The 19,933-nt window shown below is 66.3% G+C and carries 18 protein-coding genes; 5 read left to right on the top strand and 13 right to left on the bottom strand.

Annotated elements, in window-relative coordinates; all coding sequences use genetic code 11:
* Positions 1–82: 82 nt before the first annotated feature.
* A complete protein-coding gene (locus QA609_RS14545; RefSeq protein ID WP_278303339.1) occupies positions 83–778 on the top strand; it encodes a DUF502 domain-containing protein in 696 nt (231 codons plus the stop codon).
* A gap of 87 nt (positions 779–865) precedes the next feature.
* Positions 866–2,968, top strand: a complete 2,103-nt coding sequence (locus tag QA609_RS14540) for a minichromosome maintenance protein MCM (RefSeq protein ID WP_278303338.1) — start codon at positions 866–868, stop codon at positions 2,966–2,968.
* Positions 2,969–2,980: 12 nt separating this feature from the next.
* On the opposite strand, the gene QA609_RS14535 is transcribed toward QA609_RS14540, so the two are convergent.
* From QA609_RS14535 to QA609_RS14480, 12 genes are all read right to left on the bottom strand, one after another.
* Positions 2,981–3,871, bottom strand: coding sequence for a transcription initiation factor IIB family protein (locus QA609_RS14535; protein WP_278303372.1), 891 nt, complete (start codon positions 3,869–3,871; stop codon positions 2,981–2,983).
* Between the two features lie 135 nt (positions 3,872–4,006).
* The gene (gene thrC / locus QA609_RS14530) at positions 4,007–5,284 is read right to left on the bottom strand and encodes a threonine synthase (RefSeq protein ID WP_278303337.1); all 1,278 of its coding nucleotides are present in this window, start codon (positions 5,282–5,284) and stop codon (positions 4,007–4,009) included.
* 315 nt (positions 5,285–5,599) lie between these two features.
* The gene (gene argF, locus QA609_RS14525) at positions 5,600–6,517 is read right to left on the bottom strand and encodes an ornithine carbamoyltransferase (protein WP_278303336.1); all 918 of its coding nucleotides are present in this window, start codon (positions 6,515–6,517) and stop codon (positions 5,600–5,602) included.
* The gene (locus QA609_RS14520) at positions 6,517–7,626 is read right to left on the bottom strand and encodes a [LysW]-lysine hydrolase (protein WP_278303335.1); all 1,110 of its coding nucleotides are present in this window, start codon (positions 7,624–7,626) and stop codon (positions 6,517–6,519) included. The genes argF and QA609_RS14520 overlap by 1 nt, the downstream gene beginning before the upstream one ends.
* Positions 7,623–8,777, bottom strand: a complete 1,155-nt coding sequence (locus QA609_RS14515; protein WP_278303334.1) for an aminotransferase class III-fold pyridoxal phosphate-dependent enzyme — start codon at positions 8,775–8,777, stop codon at positions 7,623–7,625. The genes QA609_RS14520 and QA609_RS14515 overlap by 4 nt, the downstream gene beginning before the upstream one ends.
* Entirely contained in the window at positions 8,774–9,628 is an 855-nt protein-coding gene (locus QA609_RS14510; RefSeq protein ID WP_278303333.1) for an acetylglutamate/acetylaminoadipate kinase, read from the bottom strand. Before QA609_RS14510 ends, QA609_RS14515 begins: the two co-directional genes overlap by 4 nt.
* 1 nt (position 9,629) lies before the next feature.
* A complete protein-coding gene (argC, locus tag QA609_RS14505) occupies positions 9,630–10,706 on the bottom strand; it encodes an N-acetyl-gamma-glutamyl-phosphate reductase (protein WP_278303332.1) in 1,077 nt (358 codons plus the stop codon).
* Positions 10,706–11,590 carry a lysine biosynthesis protein LysX gene (gene lysX, locus QA609_RS14500; RefSeq protein ID WP_278303331.1) on the bottom strand — a complete coding sequence of 295 codons (885 nt, stop codon included), beginning with the start codon at positions 11,588–11,590 and terminating at the stop codon, positions 10,706–10,708. Before lysX ends, argC begins: the two co-directional genes overlap by 1 nt.
* Positions 11,587–11,751 (bottom strand): lysine biosynthesis protein LysW, encoded by a 165-nt coding sequence (lysW, locus tag QA609_RS14495; protein WP_005554620.1) that lies wholly within the window; start codon positions 11,749–11,751, stop codon positions 11,587–11,589. The genes lysX and lysW overlap by 4 nt, the downstream gene beginning before the upstream one ends.
* A gap of 207 nt (positions 11,752–11,958) precedes the next feature.
* Positions 11,959–13,434: an argininosuccinate lyase gene (gene argH, locus QA609_RS14490; RefSeq protein ID WP_278303330.1), complete on the bottom strand. Its 1,476-nt coding sequence runs from the start codon at positions 13,432–13,434 to the stop codon at positions 11,959–11,961.
* A gap of 1 nt (position 13,435) precedes the next feature.
* On the bottom strand, positions 13,436–14,659 hold the full coding sequence (locus tag QA609_RS14485) for an argininosuccinate synthase (protein WP_278303329.1): 1,224 nt from the start codon (positions 14,657–14,659) through the stop codon (positions 13,436–13,438).
* 296 nt (positions 14,660–14,955) lie between these two features.
* Positions 14,956–16,050, bottom strand: a complete 1,095-nt coding sequence (locus QA609_RS14480; RefSeq protein WP_278303328.1) for a hypothetical protein — start codon at positions 16,048–16,050, stop codon at positions 14,956–14,958.
* A gap of 160 nt (positions 16,051–16,210) precedes the next feature.
* On the opposite strand from QA609_RS14480, the gene QA609_RS14475 reads away from it, so the two are divergent.
* Together QA609_RS14475 and QA609_RS14470 are read left to right on the top strand one after the other, a co-directional pair.
* Positions 16,211–16,711: a 2'-5' RNA ligase family protein gene (locus QA609_RS14475; RefSeq protein ID WP_278303327.1), complete on the top strand. Its 501-nt coding sequence runs from the start codon at positions 16,211–16,213 to the stop codon at positions 16,709–16,711.
* Between the two features lie 65 nt (positions 16,712–16,776).
* Positions 16,777–17,121, top strand: coding sequence for a hypothetical protein (locus QA609_RS14470; RefSeq protein ID WP_278303325.1), 345 nt, complete (start codon positions 16,777–16,779; stop codon positions 17,119–17,121).
* 30 nt (positions 17,122–17,151) lie between these two features.
* Here the strand turns inward: QA609_RS14470 and QA609_RS14465 are convergent, their stop codons facing one another.
* Positions 17,152–19,326: an ATP-dependent DNA helicase gene (locus tag QA609_RS14465; protein WP_278303324.1), complete on the bottom strand. Its 2,175-nt coding sequence runs from the start codon at positions 19,324–19,326 to the stop codon at positions 17,152–17,154.
* Positions 19,327–19,484: 158 nt separating this feature from the next.
* On the opposite strand from QA609_RS14465, the gene QA609_RS14460 reads away from it, so the two are divergent.
* Positions 19,485–19,886, top strand: a complete 402-nt coding sequence (locus tag QA609_RS14460) for a hypothetical protein (protein ID WP_278303323.1) — start codon at positions 19,485–19,487, stop codon at positions 19,884–19,886.
* The last annotated feature ends 47 nt before the right edge of the window (positions 19,887–19,933 follow it).

Raw genomic sequence — 19,933 nt, 5'->3', positions numbered from 1 at the left:
CGGAGTCAAAGGTCGGAAGACGGAAATCAAGGACGACACGTGCAACCCGAACAGTTTCTACCGGTCGTCCGAAACTGCCCGTATGGTAGCGGTCTCCGAACGACCGAAGCGCTGGCTCGTCAACGGCATCATTCTGACGATTCCGCTCGTCGTAACGCTGCTCGTCTTGCTCGTCGTCGTCGATTTCGTCCTCGGGATTCTCTCGCCGATCGTCGCCGGCGTGCAGTACGTCTGGCCGAACGAACCGCCTCGAATCGTGATCCAGCTGACGACGCTGGCGTCGCTGATCGGGTTCTTTCTGGTGATCGGCTTCATCGCCGAGCACACTCCAGGGAAACACCTCTCGAAACGCGTTCACGCGACGATAGAGACGATTCCCGGTGTAAGCACGCTCTACGAGAGTGTCCGGCGAGCGAGCGACATCCTCGTCGACGACGAGACGGACCAGTTCAAGGAGGTCAAACTCGTCGAGTTCCCTCACGACGACGCCTACATGTTTGGCTTTCTGACGGCAGATACCCCGCCGGAGATCGAAGAAACCGTCGGGAGCGGGGAAATGATGACGATCATGGTTCCGCTGGGGCCGAATCCGACGACGAACGGCTACGTGATGCACGTCTCGGCCGAAAACGTTTACGACGTCGACATCACCGTCGAGGAAGCCGTCCGGTCGATCGCGACGCTCGGCGTCTCCGTCGACGAACTCGGCGCGGAGACGGCCGACGACGCGGACCAGCGAGCAGTCGACGACACGCCGTTCGGCTCGAGCCGAGGGTGAGGGCGCGGTCGCTGGGACCCCGACCTACGATCAGTTTCGCTCCGCTTTGCGACCATTTATACACGATGGCGACCCTACGAGAGTGCAATGGCGCAAGCGGGTAATTCTGAACTCGTCGACTCCTTCGAGCAGTTCTTCCGCAACTACTACGACAACGAGATCAAGCAGCTTGCGCAGCAGTACCCCAACGAGCAGCGGTCGCTCCACGTCGACTGGCAGGATCTCTACCGGTACGATCCGAACCTGGCCGACGACTTCCTCGCCCAGCCCGAACAGCTCCAACGCTACGCCGAGGAAGCACTGCGGCTGTACGACTTGCCGATCGACGTGAGCCTCGGCCAGGCCCACGTTCGGATCCGAAACCTCCCCGAAACCGAGTCACCCGAGATCCGGGAGATCCGCGCCCGCGACATGAACTCCCTCGTGCAGGCTCGAGGGATCGTCCGAAAGGCGACCGACGTCCGCCCGAAAATCGAGGAGGCCGCCTTCGAGTGCCAGCTCTGTGGCACCCTCACTCGAGTCCCCCAGTCCAGCGGCGACTTCCAGGAGCCCCACGAGTGCCAGGGCTGTGAACGCCAGGGCCCCTTCCGCGTGAACTTCGACCAGTCGGAGTTCGTCGACTCCCAGAAACTGCGCATTCAGGAGAGTCCCGAGGGACTCAGGGGCGGCGAGACACCACAGTCGCTCGACGTCCACGTCGAAGACGATATCACCGGCGAGGTGACCCCCGGCGACCACGTCTCCACGACCGGTGTCCTCCGCCTCGAGCAACAGGGCGACGGCCAGGACAAATCGCCCGTCTTCGACTTCTACATGGAGGGGATGTCCGTCGACATCGACGAAGAGCAGTTCGAGGACATGGACATCACCGAGGAGGACAAAGCCGAGATCGTCCGGCTCTCCTCGAGCGAGGACATCTACGAGCAGATGGTCGGCTCGATCGCGCCCTCGATCTACGGCTACGAGCAGGAGAAGCTCGCGATGATCTTGCAGTTGTTCTCGGGTGTAACCAAGCAGTTGCCCGACGGCTCGCGGATTCGGGGCGACCTGCACATGCTCCTTATCGGAGACCCGGGTACTGGTAAATCGCAGATGCTGGGTTACATCCAAAACATCGCTCCCCGCTCCGTCTACACCTCGGGCAAAGGTTCGTCCTCGGCCGGTCTCACGGCCGCGGCGGTCCGAGACGACTTCGGCGACGGCCAGCAGTGGACCCTCGAGGCCGGCGCGCTCGTCCTCGCCGACCAGGGGATCGCGGCGGTCGACGAACTCGATAAAATGCGATCGGAGGACCGCTCGGCCATGCACGAGGCCCTCGAGCAACAGAAGATCTCGGTCTCGAAGGCCGGGATCAATGCCACGCTCAAGTCCCGCTGCTCGCTGCTGGGCGCCGCGAACCCCAAGTACGGCCGGTTCGACCAGTACGAACCGATCGGCGAGCAGATCGACCTCGAGCCGGCCCTGATCTCGCGGTTCGACCTCATCTTCACCGTCACCGACCAGCCCGACGAGGAGAAGGACAAGAACCTCGCCGAGCACATCCTCACGACCAACTACGCGGGGGAGCTGACGACCCAGCGCGAGGAGATGACCAGCCTCGAGGTCAGCGAAGAGGAGATCGAGGAGATGACCGAGCAGGTCGACCCCGTCATCGACGCCGAACTCCTCCGGAAGTACATCGCTTACGCGAAACAGAACTGCCACCCGCGGATGACCGAGGAGGCCCGCGAGACGATCCGGGACTTCTACGTCGATCTGCGCTCGAAGGGGACTGACGAGGACGCCCCCGTTCCCGTCACGGCTCGAAAGCTCGAGGCGCTCGTCCGGCTCTCGGAGGCCAGCGCCCGCGTGCGGCTCTCCGATACGGTCGAGCAGCGAGACGCCGAGCAGGTCGTCGAGATCGTTCGCTCGTGTCTGCAGGATATCGGCGTCGATCCCGAAACGGGGGAGTTCGACGCCGACATCGTCGAGGCCGGCACCTCGAAGTCCCAGCGCGACCGGATCAAGAACATCAAGGGGTTGATCAGCGACATCGAGGAGGAGTACGACGAGGGTGCGCCGGTCGACATCGTCCTCGAGCGTGCCGACGAGATCGGGATGGACGAGTCGAAGGCCGAACACGAGATCGACAAGCTCAAACAGAAGGGAGAGGTCTACGAGCCGAGCACCGATACGCTCCGGACGACGTGACGCCGACGGCCGCTACCCCTCCTGCTCGTCGATATCGATAGCCGTCGATCTGATCGTCGCGGGCGCGACGTCGGCGACGTCGGCGGCGTCGACCTGGGTTACCGACGGCCACTCCTCGCGCTCGTCGGCGGCCTTGTACAGACAGGCTGCGGCGACCCCGCTTGGGTTCCGACCGCCGACGACGCCGTTCTCGAGCAGGGTCGTCGCGTGTTCGCGGGCCCGGTTCTCGACGGTCGTCTCGAGGTCGAGTTTCGTGGCGAACCGCGGCAGGTACTGCGTCGGGTCGATCGGTCCCGTCGGTAGCTCGAGGTCGCGGTTCAATGCGTCGTAGGCGGCCTTGAGTTCGGCTGCGTCGGCTCGGGCGACCGCGACGATCTCGTCGATCGTTCTGGCGAAGGAGTTGATCCGACAGGTAGCGTACACTGTGGCCGCAGCGAACCCCTCGATCGACCGGCCCTGGAGCAGTCCCTCGGACTGGGCCGACTCGAACAGCGAACAGGCCTGTTCTCTAACGGAGTCGGGCAGCGAGAGCAACGCGTTGACCCGTTTGATCTCAGTGAACCCGTACACCTGATTTCGGTCTGCCTTCGTGGAGATCCGGGCTCGGTTGTGTTCCCGACGGAGTCGAGCGATCTGGCGTCGCTTACGACCGGTCAGACGGGAACGGGAGCCGGTTCCGTAGCCGATCTCGGTCGAGAGTCCGCGGTCGTGGCGCGACCGCGTCAGCGGTGCACCGGTTCGGCGTCGGTCGGGACCGTCGTCGAACGTCCGCCACTCGGGTCCGCGGTCGATCGCGTCCTCTCCGGAGACGAGGCCGCACTCCTCACAGATGAGCTCGGTTTCCGTCGTCCGCAGTCGTCCGCCGCACTCGGAACAGCACCCGTTTGAATCGTCTACAGCTATTGGTAATATTCACCAACTAGGAGAAACTATGTCGCGCCCTGCTACTTAAAATATAAGATTCCCTCTAGAAATGGCTGTAATCAACTAGGCGTTCGTTCGAACCGATCAGCGGCTGGCTGATCGAAGACCGCGGAGTTACTGTCCCGAGCCGCTCTCGCCCGCGAGATGTTCGAGCACGCCCTCGGTCGTCGCCGGGACGGGTTCGGGATCGTCACCGGCGGCAGCCGCCGCATCGGGGTCCTTGAGCAGGTGACCGGTCGTGAGACAGGCGACTCGTTCGTCCTCGGTAACGATCCCCCCCGTGCGGAGTTTCCGCAGACCGGCGACCGAAGCCGCGGAGGCGGGCTCGACGCCGATGCCTTCACCGGCGAGGTCGCGCTGGGCCTCGGTGATCTCCTCGTCGGAGACGGCGATCGCCGTCCCCCCGGTCTCGCGGATCCCGGGCAGCGCCTTCGGGGCGTTAACCGGATTCCCGATCCGGATCGCCGTGGCGCGCGTCTCGACGTCGTCCCAGCGCCGAACCTCGTCTGCGCCGTTCTCGACTGCTTCGACCATCGGCGCGGCACCCTCGGCCTGGACGCCGGTGAGCTTCGGTACGTCCTCGCGGTCGATCGCACCGGCCTGGAGGAGTTCGCGGAACGCCTTGTATAGCGCCGCGGTGTTGCCCGCGTTACCGACCGGAAGAACGATTCGATCCGGGAACGCGTCGTAATCGTCGCGGAACGCCTCGAGGATCTCGAGGCCGATCGTCTTCTGACCCTCCAGCCGGAAGGGGTTCAACGAGTTCAACAGGTAGGCCTCGCCCTCGGCCGCGAGCTCCTGGACGATGTCGAGACAGGCGTCGAAGTTGCCGTCGACCTCGAGGATACGGGCGCCGTGGAGGCTCGCCTGGGCGACCTTGCCCGCGGCGACCTTGCCCGCCGGGAGGAGCACGAGCGTCTGCATTCCACCGCGGGAGCCGTAGGCCGCCAGCGCGGCGCTGGTGTTGCCCGTCGAGGCGCAGGCGAGTCGGTCGACGCCGAGTTCTCTCGCGACGGCTACCCCGACGGTCATCCCGCGGTCCTTGAACGAGCCCGTGGGGTTCATCCCCTCGTGTTTGATCCGCAGCGCCTCGAGCCCAAGGTCGTCCTCGAGTCGCGGGACCTCGTACAGCGGCGTCGCTCCCTCCTGGGTCGTGACGCCCGACTCGAGGGGTAAGGCGTCGGCATAGCGCCACACGCCCCGCCCCTCGAAGTCGTCGAACGTCGGGAGGTCGGCGTAGCGGACCTCGAGCAGGCCGTCGCAGGCGTCGCAGGTGTAGCGGACGTCCTCGAAGGGGGTAAACGTCTCGCCGCAGTCGATACACTCGAGCCAGACGCCGTCGGTCGCGGCCTCGGGAGCGGTCGGGCCCTCGGCGGAGAGGCTGAGACTCATTACCGGAACGTGGGAGGCGACGGAGAAAAGTGGGCTGATTGGCGTGAGCGCTGCCGGCCGGTCGTTCGTCACCGACCGTCTCGGGAAGGCGGCGAAGCAGCGGGAATCCCTCGAGTGATGGGGCAAGAGCAGTCACAGTCATCAATTCCTCAACAGTTCCGGCCCTCACTACAACCGCCTACTCGGGCAGCCAGCTCAGCAGTGTCTTCCATGCGTACGGCCCACCCGTTTTCCACTCGAGTCGGCGAAGCTGACCCCTCGCACAGAAGAACTGGGCAAAAAACGCGATCGCTTGCGTCGTTCGCGGTCGACGACTCACTCGAGCAGCCAGCTCAACAGCGCCTTCTGGGCGTGGAGCCGGTTTTCGGCCTGGTCGAAGACGATCGAGCACTCGCTCTCGATGACGTCGTCGGTGATCTCCTCGCCGCGGTGGGCCGGCAGACAGTGCATCACCGAGGCGTCGTTCGCGCCCTCGAGCAGGTCCGCGTTGACCTGGAACCCCTCGAAGGCGTCCATCCGGACGTCGTACTCGTCTTCCTGGCCCATGCTGGTCCAGACGTCGGTGTAGACGATGTCCGCATCTGTGACCGCGTCGACGGGATCGGTCGTGGTCGTCGGATCGCCGCCGAGTTCGCGAGCGCGCTCGAGAACGGCATCGTCGATGCCGTATCCGTCGGGTGTCGCGACCGTCAGGTCGATGTCGGCCAGCGCCGCGCCGATCACGAACGACTGGGCGACGTTGTTTCCGTCGCCGACCCACGCCGCCGAGACGCCGTCGAACCCGTCCATCTCCTCACGGATCGTCAGCAGATCCGCGAGCGTCTGGCAGGGGTGGGCATCGTTGGTGAGCCCGTTCACGACGGGAACCGACGCGTACTCCGCGAGCACCTCGACGTTCTCGTGTCTGAACAGCCGCGCCATCACGACGTCAACGTAGCGCGACAGCGTTCTCGAGGTATCCTTGAGGGGCTCGCCCCGTCCGAGCTGGATGTCGTCAGCTCCGAGGAAGATCGCGTGACCGCCGAGCTGAGTCATCCCGGTCTCGAAGGAGACGCGCGTCCGGGTGCTGGGTTTCTGGAAGATCATCCCCAGCGTCTGACCCGCCAGATCGGCGTGGTCCTCGCCGCGCTCCTGGGCGCGTTCGTACTCGCTGGCTCGGTCGAGAACGGTCAGCAGTTCCGATTGCGAGAGGTCGTCGATCTCGAGGAAGTGCCGCGGGTCGGACGCCGACATCAGTCGTCGCCTCCGCGGAGGGTCGTCGCGACCCGTGTCAGCACGTCGACCGAGCGGTCGAACTCGGCGAGCGAGAGGCGTTCGCCGGGCGCGTGGTCCAGCTCGGAGTTACCCGGACCGTACGTCACCATCGGACAGCCCCACGCGCCGGCGTAGAGGTTCATGTCGCTGGTGCCGGTCTTCCGGAGCAGCCGCGGATCACAGCCCTCCTTGCGGATCGCCGCGCGGAACGCGCGGGCGACCTCGGTCCGAGGACTCTCCATCACCGGCGGGATCGGCTCGGCCCAGGAGACGGTGCCGATCTCGAGTTCGGCCTCGGCCGTTTCACGGACCGATTCGGCGTCCAGGGACGGGGGGATCCGCAGCTGGGCCTGGAGGGTCGCCTCGACGGAGAGGCCGTCCTCGCTGATCCCGCCGTCGATGTCGACCGGCTTGGCGGTGACCCGTTCGAAGACGGGCGTGTACTCGTCGTGTTCGAAGGCGGCCTCGACGTTGGTCCACCACTCGGTGGCGTGCTGGATCGCGTTGGGTTCGGGTCGGGAGGTGTGGCCCGACTCGCTGGTCGCGACGTAGGTGCCGGAGAGAAAGCCCCGGTACCCCAGCGTGATCCCGGTCGTGCCGCTTGGCTCGCCGTTGACGACGGCGTCGGGTTCCTCGCGGTCGACGACCAGGTGACGGGCACCCCGGGAGCTGGTCTCCTCGCCGACGACACCGACGAAGGAGACGCCCGTTCGGACGGCGGCGACCGCCATCGCGGCCAGCGGGCCCGTAGCGTCGACGCTTCCGCGCCCCCAGAGGACGTCCTCGCCTTCCTCCTCGGCGACCTCGTCCTCGACGTCCTCGGCGTCTGCGGGACGTACCTCGACCGGAATCTCTCCCGGAACCGTATCGACGTGGGAGGTCAGGAGAACCGCGTCGTCGGCGGGCGCGCGGACGTTGCCGACCTCGTCGATCCAGGCCTCGCGACCGTTGGCCGCGAAGAACTCGACGAGCCGTTCGGCAGCTTTCCGTTCCTCGTCCGTCGGCGAGGGGATCGAAACGAGATCGACCAGCAGGTTCCGCGCGTCCTCCGACGATACCTCGACTGATTCGGTCACGCTCGCGTTCATGATTCGGGAGTGGCTTCGGGCGCGACGAGGTCGGCCAGTGCGTCCACGAGTCGATCCGCTTCCTCCTCGTCGATCACGAGCGGCGGGAGCAGACGCAGGACGGTCCGACCCGCCGGCAGCGCCAGGATCTGATGGTTCATCGCCAGATCGCGGGCGACGCGGTTCGCGCCGCGTTTCAGCTCGATCCCGACGAGTAGCCCCTCGCCGCGGACCTCGCGGACCGCGTCGCCGAGAGCGGCCTCGAGCTCGTCAACGAGGTAGTCGCCGACCTCGGCGGCGTGGGCGGGCCACTCCTCCTCGACCAGCGTCGAGATCGTCGCGTGGACCGCGGCGGAAACGACCGGACCGCCGCTGAACGTGGCGTTGTGCGAGGCCGCCCCGTCGGCGATCCAGTCCTGGACTGCGACGGCGCCGACGGGCAGACCGTTACCGAGGCCCTTCGCCGCGGTGAGCACGTCGGGGGTGACGCCCGCGTTCTGGCAGGCCCACATCGACCCCGTGCGGCCCATCCCGGTCTGGACCTCGTCGAAGATCAGCGCCGCACCGGCCTCCTCGGTCAGTTGGCGAGCGGTCTCGAGGTAGCCCGCGGGCGGGAGGTTGATCCCGCCCTCGCCCTGGATCGGCTCGAGAATGACGGCCGCGGTCTCGTCGTCGACGGCGGCCGCGAGCTCCTTGCCTTCGCCGTACGGGACGAACTCCACGTCGCCGGCCAGGGGCTCGAACGGCTTCTTGTACTTGTCCTTCCAGGTGGCCGCGAGCGACCCCATCGTCCGACCGTGGAACGAGCGGGTCGCCGCGATGATCTTCGACTCGCCGGTCGCAGAACGGGCGAACTTCAGCGCGGCCTCGTTGGCCTCGGTCCCCGAATTACAGAACCAGGCCGACTCGAGATCGTCGGGCGCCGCCGCGACGAACGCAGCGTAGGCGTCCTCGCGCGACTGGACGGGAAACGAGGAGTCGACGAACGTCAGCTTGCCGACCTGCTCCTGGACCGCGTCGACGACTGCGGGATGGGAGTGGCCAAGCGGCGTACAGGCGTAGCTCGCGCCAGCGTCCAAGTACTCCGTCCCGTCGGCGGTGTAGAGGGACGGTCCCTCGCCGCGTTCGATGCCGATCGGTTTGCTGCCGGAGATAAAGTCGTGGTCGCTCACTGTGCCACCTCCTCGCCGTCGGCGAGCGCACCCGGCTCGAGAGTCGTCCCCTCGCCCTCGAGCGCGCTCGTTATCGGTGCGTCCGCGTTCGCGGACGCGACGACCACCGAGGACGCGCCGCCCTCGAGGGCCTCCGTCGCGGCCATCACCTTCTTGGTCATGAACCCTTCGGCGGCGTCCTCGACGGCTTCGAACTCCTCAGGTGTCGACGCGGAGTCGATCCGCGTCGACTCGTCGTCCGGGTCCTCGTAGATCCCCGAGACGTCGGTGAGGACGACCAGGTCGGCCTCGAGCGCGCCCGCGATCGCGGCGGCTGCCCGGTCGGCGTCGGCGTTGACGGCCGTGTACCCGCTCGACTTCTCCTTTCCCAGCATCGGGACGGAGACGACGGGCGTGTAGCCGCCCTCGAGCATCGTCTCGAGCAGGTCGGCGTTGACCGATTCGATCTTCCCCGAGTGGTCGCCGCGCTTGATTTTCTTCTTGCCGTCCTCCTTCACCCGGACGGCGGACTTGCGTTTCCCTTCGAGGAGCTTGCCGTCCGTCCCCGAGAGCCCGACGGCGTTTACGCCCTCGTTCTGGAGACTCTCGACGAGGTCGGTGTTGAGCTTGCCCGGCATCACCATCTTGAAGACGTCCATGGTGTCCTCGTCGGTAAAGCGACCGACGACGCCGCCGGGCGTCTCGACGTAGGTGGGTTCCTGCCCGAGCTCCTCGAGGGTCTCGTCGACGGCCGTCGAGCCGCCGTGGGTGAGGACCACGTCCTCGCCGTCCTCGACGAGGGAGGCGACGTCCGCGAGCGCACCCTCGGGGTCGACGGCGCGAGCGCCACCGACCTTAACTACCGTAGTCATCTCAGGGCGCCCCCACGGGGTGAAGCCCCGTAAACTCGAGTCCGGCCGTCTCCTCGAGACCGAGCGCGATGTTGGCGGCGTGGACCGCCTGCCCGGCCGATCCCTTCATCATGTTGTCGATCGCCGAGAAGACGACGATGCGTTTGTTCGAGGGATCGAGTTCGAAACCGACCTCGGCGAGGTTGGTGCCCGCCACCGATTTGGGTTCGGGGTAGCGATAGACCCCGGAGCCGCCCGCGGCCATGCGGACGAACGGCTCGTCCTCGTAGCTCCCCCTGTACGCTTTCCAGAGGTCGCCCTTCGACACCGGTCCCGACGGGAAGACGTGACCCGTCGCGCTGGCGCCGCGGATCATGTCCACGGCGTGGCAGGTGAAGGCGACGCTCGTGTCGAGGAACTGCTCGATCTCGGCCTCGTGACGGTGGCCTGTCGGCGCGTACGGACGGACGACACCGGACCGTTCCGGATGCGAGGACGCCTCGCCCCCGCCGGCACCCCCTTCGGAGGAGCCGACCTTCACGTCGACGACGACCTGCTCGCCGCCCTCGAGGATACCGTGCTCGAACAGCGGGTAGAGGCCGAGAATGGTTGCGGTTGCGTTACAGCCCCCGCCGGCGATCAGCTCCGCACCGGGGAGGTTCTCGCGGTTGATCTCGGGCAGGGCGTACTCGGCCTTCTCGAGATACTCGGGTGCGGTGTGGCCGTCGTACCACTCGTCGTACTGCTCCTCGGTGTCGAGCCGAAAGTCCGCCGAGAGGTCGACGACCGTGTCCGCGACCTCGAAGAACTCGTCGACCTGTCCCATCGAGACGCCGTGTGGCGTCGCCGCAAAGAGGACGTCGACGCTCTCGAGGTCGTCGGGTTCCGTAAAGCGCAGATCGGTTCCCCGCAGCGGCGGGTGAACCGAGCCGACGCTCTTGCCGGCCTTCGAGCGGCTCGTCACTTCCGCGAGATCGAAGTTGGGGTGGCCGGCGAGCAGTCGGAGGAGTTCTCCCCCGGTAAAACCGCTCCCGCCGATGACCGTGGCGGTGACGGTCTCGGCGGATTCGTCCGCGCTGGCGTCGGTGCCGACGGCCATTAAAACGTCACCTCGACTTCCTTGCCGTCGTTCTCGGCGGCTTTCTCCTCGAGCCAGTCGACGACCGCGCCGGCGACGTCGGTGTCGACGGCGTCGTTGAGCGCCTTGAACTCGACGGTGTGGTTGACCTCGTGGACGGTGTACCCGTCCTCGGTCTCCATGAGGTCGACGCCCAGCAGTCCGCCGCCGACGGCGTCGCTGGCCTTCTGGACCAGCTCTTTCGCGTCAGCGTCTGGTTCGAAGACGTTCGTCTCCGCACCCTTTGCGGCGTTCGTGATCCAGTGGTCTGACGAGCGAACCATTCCCGCAACGGGTTCGCCGTCGATCGCGACGACGCGGATGTCCCGTCCGGGTTTCTCGACGAACTCCTGGACGTAGAACACCTTGTGCTCGTAGTGGCCCAGCGTCGCCTTGTGCTCTAAGATCGCCTCCGCGGCGTCGCGGGAGTCGATCTTGGCCATCAGGCGACCCCAGGAGCCGACGACGGGTTTGAGCACGCACGGGTAGCCAAACTCCTCGATCGCCTCGAGGGCAGTCTCCTTGGTGAACGCGACCTTCGTCGCGGGCGTGGGGACTCCGGCCTTCTCGAGTGCGAGGCTGTTTTTGACTTTATCGGCGCAGATCTCGGCCGTCTCGTTGCTGTTGACCACGGGGATGCCGTAGGCCTCGAAAAACTGCGTTGCGTAGAGGCTGCGGCTCGTGGCCAGACAGCGGTCGACGACGACGTCGAGGTCGGCGAACTCCTCGGGGGCGTCGCCGATGTCGAACGTCTGCTTGCGGACGTCGATCTTCGTGACGTCGTGGTCGCGCTCGCGCAGCTCCGAGAGGAGGAGCTTCTCGTCCTTGCGGATCCGGGAGTAGAGTATTCCTATCTGCAAGGTCACTCACCCCAGTCCTCTTCGAGCTCCGGGGCTCGCTCGAGGACTGGCGGCTCGGTGTCGACGACTTCCAACTCGGCTCCGCAGGTCGTACAGTCAACGATCTCTCCCACTTCCAGATCGTCGTGCAGGGACACTTCCGCCCCACACTCGACGCATTCTGTCATTGTACTCCGAACTGGGAGCGCAGTACCCTTAAAACCTTCGAACCTAACAGAAAGATTACAATAGTTGCACTACACACTAACGGTGTGTGACTGTCGTTTTCCGGCAGATTTTGTCCCTCGTATCATTCAGGTTGTATATTGTCCCCTCGCGGGGACGGCGGCGGGGTCGCTACGCCCGGTCGAATCGGGCCTCGAGGAACGAACCCGTTAGACATACCGATTCACCTCCTCGCGAAGCGCCGCGTGGGCGTCCTCGAGCGCCTCGTCGGTCGCCGCGCGCGTCGTTTCGTCGGCCGTGAGCGCCTCGCGGGCCGACTCGAGCTGGTCGGCGACCGTCTCGGGGGCGGGTCCGCCCCGCGAGTCCCGACTCGCCACGCTCGCCTCGGGATCGAGGGCGTCCTCGACGGCGGCAGGGTCGACGAACAACTCGAGGGGCTCTCCCAGCACGTCCCCCGCGGCGGCCTCGAGCGCGTCGTAATCCCCGCCGTTCTCCGCGGCATGGGCGACCATCTCGTGAGCCGTTCGGAACGGCAGCCCGTTTGCCGCCAGCAGGTCGGCGACGCCGGTCGCCGTCGAAAAGCCCACACCGGCCTCCGCGGCGAGGGCCTCCTCGTTCCAGTCGGCCGTCGCGACCGCCCCCGCCGCGACCTCGCCGGCCTCCGTCACGGCGTCGACGGTCTCCCAGGCGTGGGTCGTCGCCCGCTGGAGATCGCGATTGTACGCGCGGGGCAGCCCCTTCAGCGTCGTCGTCAGCCCCTGAACACCGCCCGCAGCGTCGCCCGCGACCGCGCGGACGAGCTCGAGCGTGTCGGGATTCTTCTTCTGGGGCATGATCGACGACGTCGACGAGTAGTCGTCCGCGAGGTCGACGAACCCGCGGTTCGCGAAGACGATCAGGTCCTCGGCGAGCCCCGACAGCGTCGTCGCGTGGGTCGACAGCGCCTGGGTCGTCTCGAGCAGGAAGTCCCGACTCGAGGAGGCGTCCATCGAGTTCTCGACGATTCCATTGAAGCCCAGTAGGTCGGCCGTGCGCTCGCGGTCGATATCGAACGTCGTGCCCGCGAACGCCGCACCGCCCAGTGGCGACTCGTTGATCCGTCCGTAGGCGTCGAGCAGGCGTTCGGTGTCGCGACGGACCGCCCCCTCGTAGGACAGCACCCAGTGAGCGACGGTCGTCGGCTGGGCCGGCTGGAGGTGCGTGTAGCCGGGCATGATCGTCTCCCGGCCCTCGTCGGCGACGTCGAGCAGCGCTTCGCGAAGCGCGAGCGTCGTCTCGATCGCCTCGAGGACGTCCTCGCGCAGGCGATAGCGGATGCAGGTCGCGACCTCGTCGTTGCGCGAGCGGGCGGTATGCATCTTCCCGCCGTCCTCGCCGATCCGTTCGATGACCGCAGTCTCGATGGCCTCGTGGACGTCCTCGCCGTCGGGCAGGGAGTCGTGGCCGTCGACCTCGATCGCGTCCAGCGCCGTCAGGATCTCCCCGGCGGTATCGTCGTCGACGATTCCCTGCTCGGCGAGCATGAGGGCGTGGGCGCGGTCGACCTCGAGGTCGGCCTCGAAGATCCGTTCGTCGGCCGCAAGCGAGGAGAGGAAGCTCCGGGCGGGGCCGCCGCTGAAGCGATCCCGTCGGACGACGCCTGCGTCGTCCGACCCGTCCGCGTCGGGAGCTTCCTCTCCGCTCATCTTACTCCTCGCCTCCGTCGGTCGCGAGTTCGACCTCCTCGTCCTGGTTCGCGGCGATCGACTCGTTTGCCAGACGGCGCTGGAAGCCGTGGTACTTCGCGACGCCCGTCGCGTCCTCCTGGCTGATCTTGCCGACCGTCTCCGTGTTGAACGAGGCGTGTTCGGCGGAGTAGGCGGCGTACGCGCTGTCGCGGCCGACCGCGCGGGCCTGGCCGCCCTCGAAGCGGATCGTCACCGTTCCGGTGACGCGGTTCTGGGTCTCGGCGATGAAGCCCTCGAGCGCGCCGACCAGCGGCGCGTCGACGAGGCCCTCGTACCCCTTCTTCGACCACTTCTGGTCGATCAGCTGCTTGAACTCGCGCTCCTCCTGGGTGAGGACGAGCCCCTCGAGGGCCTCGTGAGCGTTGAGCAGCGTCGTCGCTGCGGGGTGCTCGTAGTTCTCGCGGACCTTCAGCCCGAGCATGCGGTCCTCCATCGAGTCCGTGCGGCCGACGCCGTAGGCGCCCGCGAGCTCGTTGAGGTGCTGGATGAGTTCGACGGGTTCGTACGCCTCGCCGTCGACGGCGACCGGGTAGCCCTCGTCGAACTCGATCTCGATCTCCTCGGTGTCGCCCGAGGGAGCCTGCGTCCAGTTGTAGATCTCCTCGCCGGGAACGTAGCTCGGATCCTCGAGCTCCGACCCCTCGACCGAGCGGCTCCAGAGGTTGGTGTCGACCGACCACTTGCCGCCGCCGCCACCCTCGACGGGCAGGTTCTTCTCCTCGGCGTACTCGTTTTCCCACTCGCGTGTGAGCCCGAGTTCGCGCACGGGGGCGATAACTTCGAGGTCGGAGTCGCGCCAGATCGCCTCGAAGCGGAGCTGGTCGTTACCTTTCCCCGTACAGCCGTGGGCGATACCCGTACAGCCCTGTTCCTCGGCGACCTCGAGGATGGCGCTGGCGATCACCGGACGGGCGAGCGCGGTTCCCAGCGGGTAGCCCTGATAGGTCGCGTTCGCGCGAACGCTCTCGAAACAGAGATCCGCGAACTCCTCTTTGGCGTCGACGACGTAGTGTTCGAGCCCGAGCGCCTCCGCGGTTTCCTCGGCTTCCTCGAACTCCGACTCCGGCTGGCCGACGTCGACGGTGACGCCGATAACGTCGTCGTATCCGTACTCCTCCTCGAGCAGCGGGACGCAGACGGTCGTGTCGAGTCCCCCCGAGAACGCGAGTGCAACGCGTGTCATGTTCTACTCGAGTGGAGCGGGAGGATAGACTTAAATTCGTCGTTCTTAGGTTGAGAAATTAAAGCAATAGGCTACGCTACGGCGGAAAACTGGAGTTTTTGGTTTTTAGCAGATCCGGACGAGGGGTAGGGTATAGTGCGGGCTCAAAGGCCCGGTCGTCGGGGTCGTCGCGGCGTGGCGGCTCCAGCGGTAGCAAAAAGGGTAACCGAGCTATCGGCGGAGCCGCTCATTAGCACTCTCTATGAAAACGCACCCTCTTAAATCCTACTCGGTGGGCAAGTATTGTAGCGGTTCGGCTACTCCTCGTCGATATCCTCGTCGGGGAGTGCGAGCACGTTCTCGCGTCCGATGCGGAAGACCTCGATCTCGCCGTCCTCCCGAAGCCCGCCGACGACCTGGCTGGTCTTGGCCTCCGTCCAGTCGAGTTCGGCGACGACTTCCTGTTGTTTGATTCGTCCGCCGCGGTCCTCGACCAGGTGCAACACCCGCTCTTCGTTGCTCAACAGCTCCGCGGGCGGACCGGTCTGCTGGGAACCGGCGGTCGGTTCCGACGGCTCTACTGGACCGGCGCCTTCGGCGTCCGACTCCCGTCCGTACCGGAACCACCAGCCGGCGGCGCCGGCCAGCGTGAGCATACCGAGGGCACCGAGAACCGCGAGCCAGGGCATCGCCGGCCCCTCCTCGGCCTCGGTCGGCTCTCCGGTGGAATCGGTGTCCTCGATCAGGACGACTCGCGGCTGATCGTCGGCGAACTCGGTGTCACCGCCGTCCCAGAAGACCGACCCGTCTCCCCTGTCGTCCGAATCGGGATCGATCTCGTAGGCGGAGTAGGTGTCCGGCCAGAAGAGCTGGAGCGTCGTATCGTCGACCAGCGTGAACCCGGACAGCGCGTCGCCGGCCTCGATCCGGTTGAGTTCGACGTGGGCGAACGACGACCACTCGAACTCGTACTTTACGTGGGCCAGATCACGTGGCGCGGTACTTTGCTCGGTCATCACGGTGAAGTTCGAGATCTCCATCTCGCGATCCGTCGCGTTCTCACCGTCGGCGACGACCTCGCTCCAGCCTTCGGCCTCCTGTTCGATGTACCCCTCGGGGTTCGACTCGATATCGTCCTGGAGGAGTTCCCACTCCTCGATCGACTCGTTTTCGGTGTTTATCGGGAACCGGTAGTCGATGGAGAACGTTGCCGACCCGTTTTCGTGGATCTCGATGTCGATGTGGATCTCGTCAGCGTCGTCGAACTGTAGTCCATCGTCCGTCTGCTGGAGCACCTGCTGTTGGGATCCGGCGTCGCCGTCGGCCGCCACCACGGCCGAGGCGGGCATCGGAACGAGCAGGCATCCGACCACCACGAGCACCACTAGGGCTCGGAGCCCCCGCACATCCATTACGAGAAGATGGTAGAGCCGCCTAAATAGGTCTTTCCGACGACGGCGGCGACGTCCGTTCCGTCGTCACCCTCGAGTACGGGGAACGGAAACGGCCGCGGGACGAGGGTGAGCCGTCGAACGCCACACTCATACGGCGATCGTTCGTACTCGCGGCAACGTGTACAGCGTCACCGTTCCCGTCCCCGGGCGCGTCCGCGAGCTCGCGGACGCCCTCTACCCCGAGCTGATCGGGTTCGAAACCGTTCGCGAGGATCACTCCTGTCTGCTCAAACGCCTCGGCGAGGCCGACCACGTCACTCAGCTCCAACACCGCGCCCACCGCGCCCTCGAGGGAATCTCCCCGGTCGAGGCTCGCGTCACCGGAATCGACTACTTCACCGACCCGCCGCTTGGATCGGCGCCCGTCGTCTACCTCGCCGTCGACAGCCCCGGGCTCGAGGCGATCCACGCTCGCCTCGCCGAGGAGTTCGGGACCGTCGCGGAACTCGAGGGCGAGGACTACGTCCCCCACGTTACCCTGGCCCGCGGGGGCGACGAACCGACCGCGAGACGGCTAGCCGACCGCGAGATCGAACCGATCGAGTGGACCGTCGGCGAACTCGAGTTCCGGGACGGGACGGATAGCCCCTCGGTGAGCCGGGTCGTGCTATCGGCGTAGTCCGCCGTCCGACGGGATTTTTCCTCCCAGAAAGCACATATAATACTGTACGAAGGTAGTAGAGCATGTACCGACGGTCACTGCTCGGCGTCGCCGCCGCCGTCTCGGTCGCGGGCTGTTCGGCCGCGACCGATCTCGTGGGCGACGACGAGATCGACGAAACGCTCGAGGACGAACACACTGCGGAGTTCAGCGCCGACGAGGGCGAGGAGCTGGCGGTCGAGATCGACGTCGAACGGGTCGAGAACGGTGACTCGGTCAGCGTCCAGGTCGCGAAGATCGGCGACGGACCGCTCGAGGCCCGCTCTGTTTCCGACAGCGGGAGCTTCGACGTGGAGGTCGAGGAGAGCGGCGACCACGTCGTCACCGTGACGAACGGCGCCGCCCACGTGACACTCGAACGGGAGTAGACGACAGCGACGGCGGAACGATTCCATCGATCACGGTGAGGGCGGGTCGCCGTCGTAGGCCCCGTGGTCCCCGTAGAAGTTCCGCATCGCGAACTTGAGCTTCGAAGGCTCGATATCGAGCAGCTCCTCGCGTTCCTCGTGGGGAAAGGTTCCGTTGACGCTGTACTTGCCCAGGTCCGACTTTGCGTCCCTCGAGTAGCGCCGATCCAGCAGCGCGCGGACCGCGATGTCCTCCGGCGATCGGAGCACCCGACCGAGCGCTTGGCGGGTCTTGCGGACAGTCGGGATCTCGACGGCGTAACGCCAGCCAGTGTCGGTTCCCTCGAAGGCGGCGTCGTAGGCCTCCTGGACCGCCTCGGCCCGGTCGTCGAGGTGTGGGTAGGGAACGCCGACGACCAGCACCGTCCGCGCGTCGTCGCCGTCGAAGCTCACGCCCTCGGCGAGGGTTCCCCATAGCGAGGTACAGAGGACGGCGTCGTCGTCCTTGACGAACTTCCGACGGAGCTCCTCGACGGCGACGCCGGGTTCGTCGAGGTAGACCGTCGCCGACTCGCGGCGCTCGAGGCGGTCTGCGTACCGTTCGGCCTCACCGTAGTTCGGGAAGAAGGCGAGCGTGTTGCCGGCGGTCATCCGGACCGCGTCGTCGATCGCCCCCGCGACCTGTTCCTGAACCGCGGGGTCGTCCCGATCGGACGAAAAGAGCGGCGGCGTCTCGACGGCGTACGTGCGACGGTGTTCCTCGGGGAACTCGAGCCCGTAGGCCAGCGTGATCGGATCCTCGAGTCCTAGCACGTCCTCCGTGACGTCGAAGGGCTGCAGGGTCGCGCTCATCAGGATCGTCGCGGAGACCTCCTCGAACAGCCGTCCGGTGACCTGTCGAGGCAGGCAGGTGTACAGCTCCGCGCGGCCGTAGATTTCGTCGGTACCCGCGTCTCGAGTGACCGAAACGACGGGGTACAGCCCCTCCTTCGTCCCCTCGTCCATCCACGCGCTGACGAACCCGGCCGCCTGCAGGGTCTGGCACTCCGTTCGAGTGGCCGTCTCGCCCTCGCGGTAGGCCTCCTCGTACTCCTCGTCTAACTCCTGGCCCAGCGCCATCGCGGCCTCGAGGTCGTCGTCGATCCCCTGCCCCGAATAGCGCTGGAGGAACTCGAGGGTGAGCTCGTCGCGTCGACCCTCGTTGGCGATCGGAACGTCCGTCCAGTTCTCGCCGATCCCCTCCCGGTCGCCGAACCCGAAGGAGTCCTCGTAGGTCTCGACTAACGCCCGGTGAAACGCCGAGAGGACGTTGGTCGCGTCCTCGGCCCGGGGGTCGTCGCTGTCGGCGAGTTCGTCCAGCGCCGAGTCGAACGTGCGTTCCGAGCAGGTCCGGGTGGCGTGCTCGCGAGCGGCGTCCTCGACGTTGTGGGCCTCGTCGAAGACCGCGATCACGTCTTCGGGGTCCCGGCCCAGCCACCGGAAGAACTGCTCTCGGATCGTCGAATCCAGCAGGTGGTGGTAGTTACAGACGACCAGATCGACGCCCTCGATCCCCTCCTTCAGGAGCTCGTAGCCACAGAACTCGCGTTGCTCGGCGTACTCGTAGATCTCCTCGGGCGTGCGGACGTCGTCGAACAGCCAGGCGAAGAAGTCGTCCGTATCCTCCGTGAGATTGTTTCGGTAGTAGTCACAGACGTTCTGTTCCTCCAGGTCCTCGAGGCGGTCCTCGATGTTCTCGAGTTCGTCCATCACCGCGCTGCGGGCGTCCGCCGCGGAGCCGTCGCTTCCCTCCTGGCTCTCGGCGAGTAGCTCCCGTTGGCGCCGCTCTAGCTGTTCGCGGTCGCGCTCGGCGTCGACCACCGCCCGGGTGTTGTCCCGCAGGGTCTGGCACTCCTCGTAGCCGACGTCGATGTGACACATCGACCCTTTCCCCTTGAACACGATCGCGTGGATGTCCTCCTCGCGGGTGATCTCACGGGCCTCGGCGACGAACTGGCGCATCTGCTGGTGGACGTTGGTCGTGATGACGACCGTCTTGTCCTGCTCGCGGGCAACCTCGAGGGCGGGCACCAGCGAGGAGAGGGTCTTGCCGGTCCCGCAGGCACCCTCGAACAGCACGTCCTGGTCTCGAACCAACGCGTTGTAGATGCGGTCCATCGCCTCGCGCTGGTTCTCGTAGGGTTGCTCGTACGGGAAGAATCGCATGTACCCGGCTGTCTCGGACACGATAGTGAGTGGTTCCCGCTACGATAAAAGGATTCGTCTCCAACCCCGGCGGCCGCTTCGGAATCGCGACACCGAACGCACCCGGGCCGTGGGAGGTACACCCACAGCCGGCGTGCGCGCGCTACAGCGCCATACCGCTCGAGGGCTTCGCCTCGAGTATGGCCATCCCCGGTTACGATTCCGGTGACGTCGAGGAGTTCGCTCTCGAACGCGCGGGCGCTCGCGCCGAGGTCGTCGCGGGTGTCGTTCCCGACGAGTTCGGCCTCGAGCGCAGCAGCCGCGATCCGACGGCAACCGCACTCGCGGATGCCGTCGAGTTCGTCGGCCTCGAGGAGCTACGAGCGGTCGATGCGTTCCGGATCGAGCTCGTCTACGACCCCTCGGCGCTGCCGCCCGGTACGAGCCCGACCGACGTCGGGATCGCCGTCGAAACCGAAGAGGGCTGGGAGCGCCTCGAGTCGACGGTCGATCTCGAGGCGACGACGGTGTCGGCGACGCTGGGCGATCGTCCGTCGGGATCGACGATCGTGGCGATCTACGACGGAACGGACGAGAGCTGAACGCCGGAAGGCGAAAGCGACGTTATCCCCGGGTCCGAACCCCGGCT

The sequence above is a fragment of the Natronococcus sp. A-GB7 genome (genome assembly GCF_029688865.1).
GTDB lineage: Archaea > Halobacteriota > Halobacteria > Halobacteriales > Natrialbaceae > Natronococcus.
The sequence above is the reverse complement of the archived record's forward strand: the minus strand, read 5'-3'. Positions and strand labels throughout refer to the sequence as shown.

Excerpts from the sequence above, each read along its gene's own strand:
- QA609_RS14545 (WP_278303339.1), top strand. The coding sequence starts at position 83 with ATGGTAGCGGTCTCCGAACGACCGAAGCGCTGGCTCGTCAACGGCATC.
- argF (WP_278303336.1), bottom strand. The coding sequence starts at position 6,517 with ATGTCGGCGTCCGACCCGCGGCACTTCCTCGAGATCGACGACCTCTCG.
- lysW (WP_005554620.1), bottom strand. The coding sequence starts at position 11,751 with ATGACAGAATGCGTCGAGTGTGGGGCGGAAGTGTCCCTGCACGACGAT.
- argC (WP_278303332.1), bottom strand. The coding sequence starts at position 10,706 with ATGGCCGTCGGCACCGACGCCAGCGCGGACGAATCCGCCGAGACCGTC.
- QA609_RS14520 (WP_278303335.1), bottom strand. The coding sequence starts at position 7,626 with ATGAACGCGAGCGTGACCGAATCAGTCGAGGTATCGTCGGAGGACGCG.
- QA609_RS14485 (WP_278303329.1), bottom strand. The coding sequence starts at position 14,659 with ATGACACGCGTTGCACTCGCGTTCTCGGGGGGACTCGACACGACCGTC.
- QA609_RS14540 (WP_278303338.1), top strand. The coding sequence starts at position 866 with ATGGCGCAAGCGGGTAATTCTGAACTCGTCGACTCCTTCGAGCAGTTC.
- argH (WP_278303330.1), bottom strand. The coding sequence starts at position 13,434 with ATGAGCGGAGAGGAAGCTCCCGACGCGGACGGGTCGGACGACGCAGGC.
- QA609_RS14470 (WP_278303325.1), top strand. The coding sequence starts at position 16,777 with ATGTACCGACGGTCACTGCTCGGCGTCGCCGCCGCCGTCTCGGTCGCG.
- QA609_RS14460 (WP_278303323.1), top strand. The coding sequence starts at position 19,485 with ATGGCCATCCCCGGTTACGATTCCGGTGACGTCGAGGAGTTCGCTCTC.
- QA609_RS14480 (WP_278303328.1), bottom strand. The coding sequence starts at position 16,050 with ATGGATGTGCGGGGGCTCCGAGCCCTAGTGGTGCTCGTGGTGGTCGGA.
- thrC (WP_278303337.1), bottom strand. The coding sequence starts at position 5,284 with ATGAGTCTCAGCCTCTCCGCCGAGGGCCCGACCGCTCCCGAGGCCGCG.
- QA609_RS14510 (WP_278303333.1), bottom strand. The coding sequence starts at position 9,628 with ATGACTACGGTAGTTAAGGTCGGTGGCGCTCGCGCCGTCGACCCCGAG.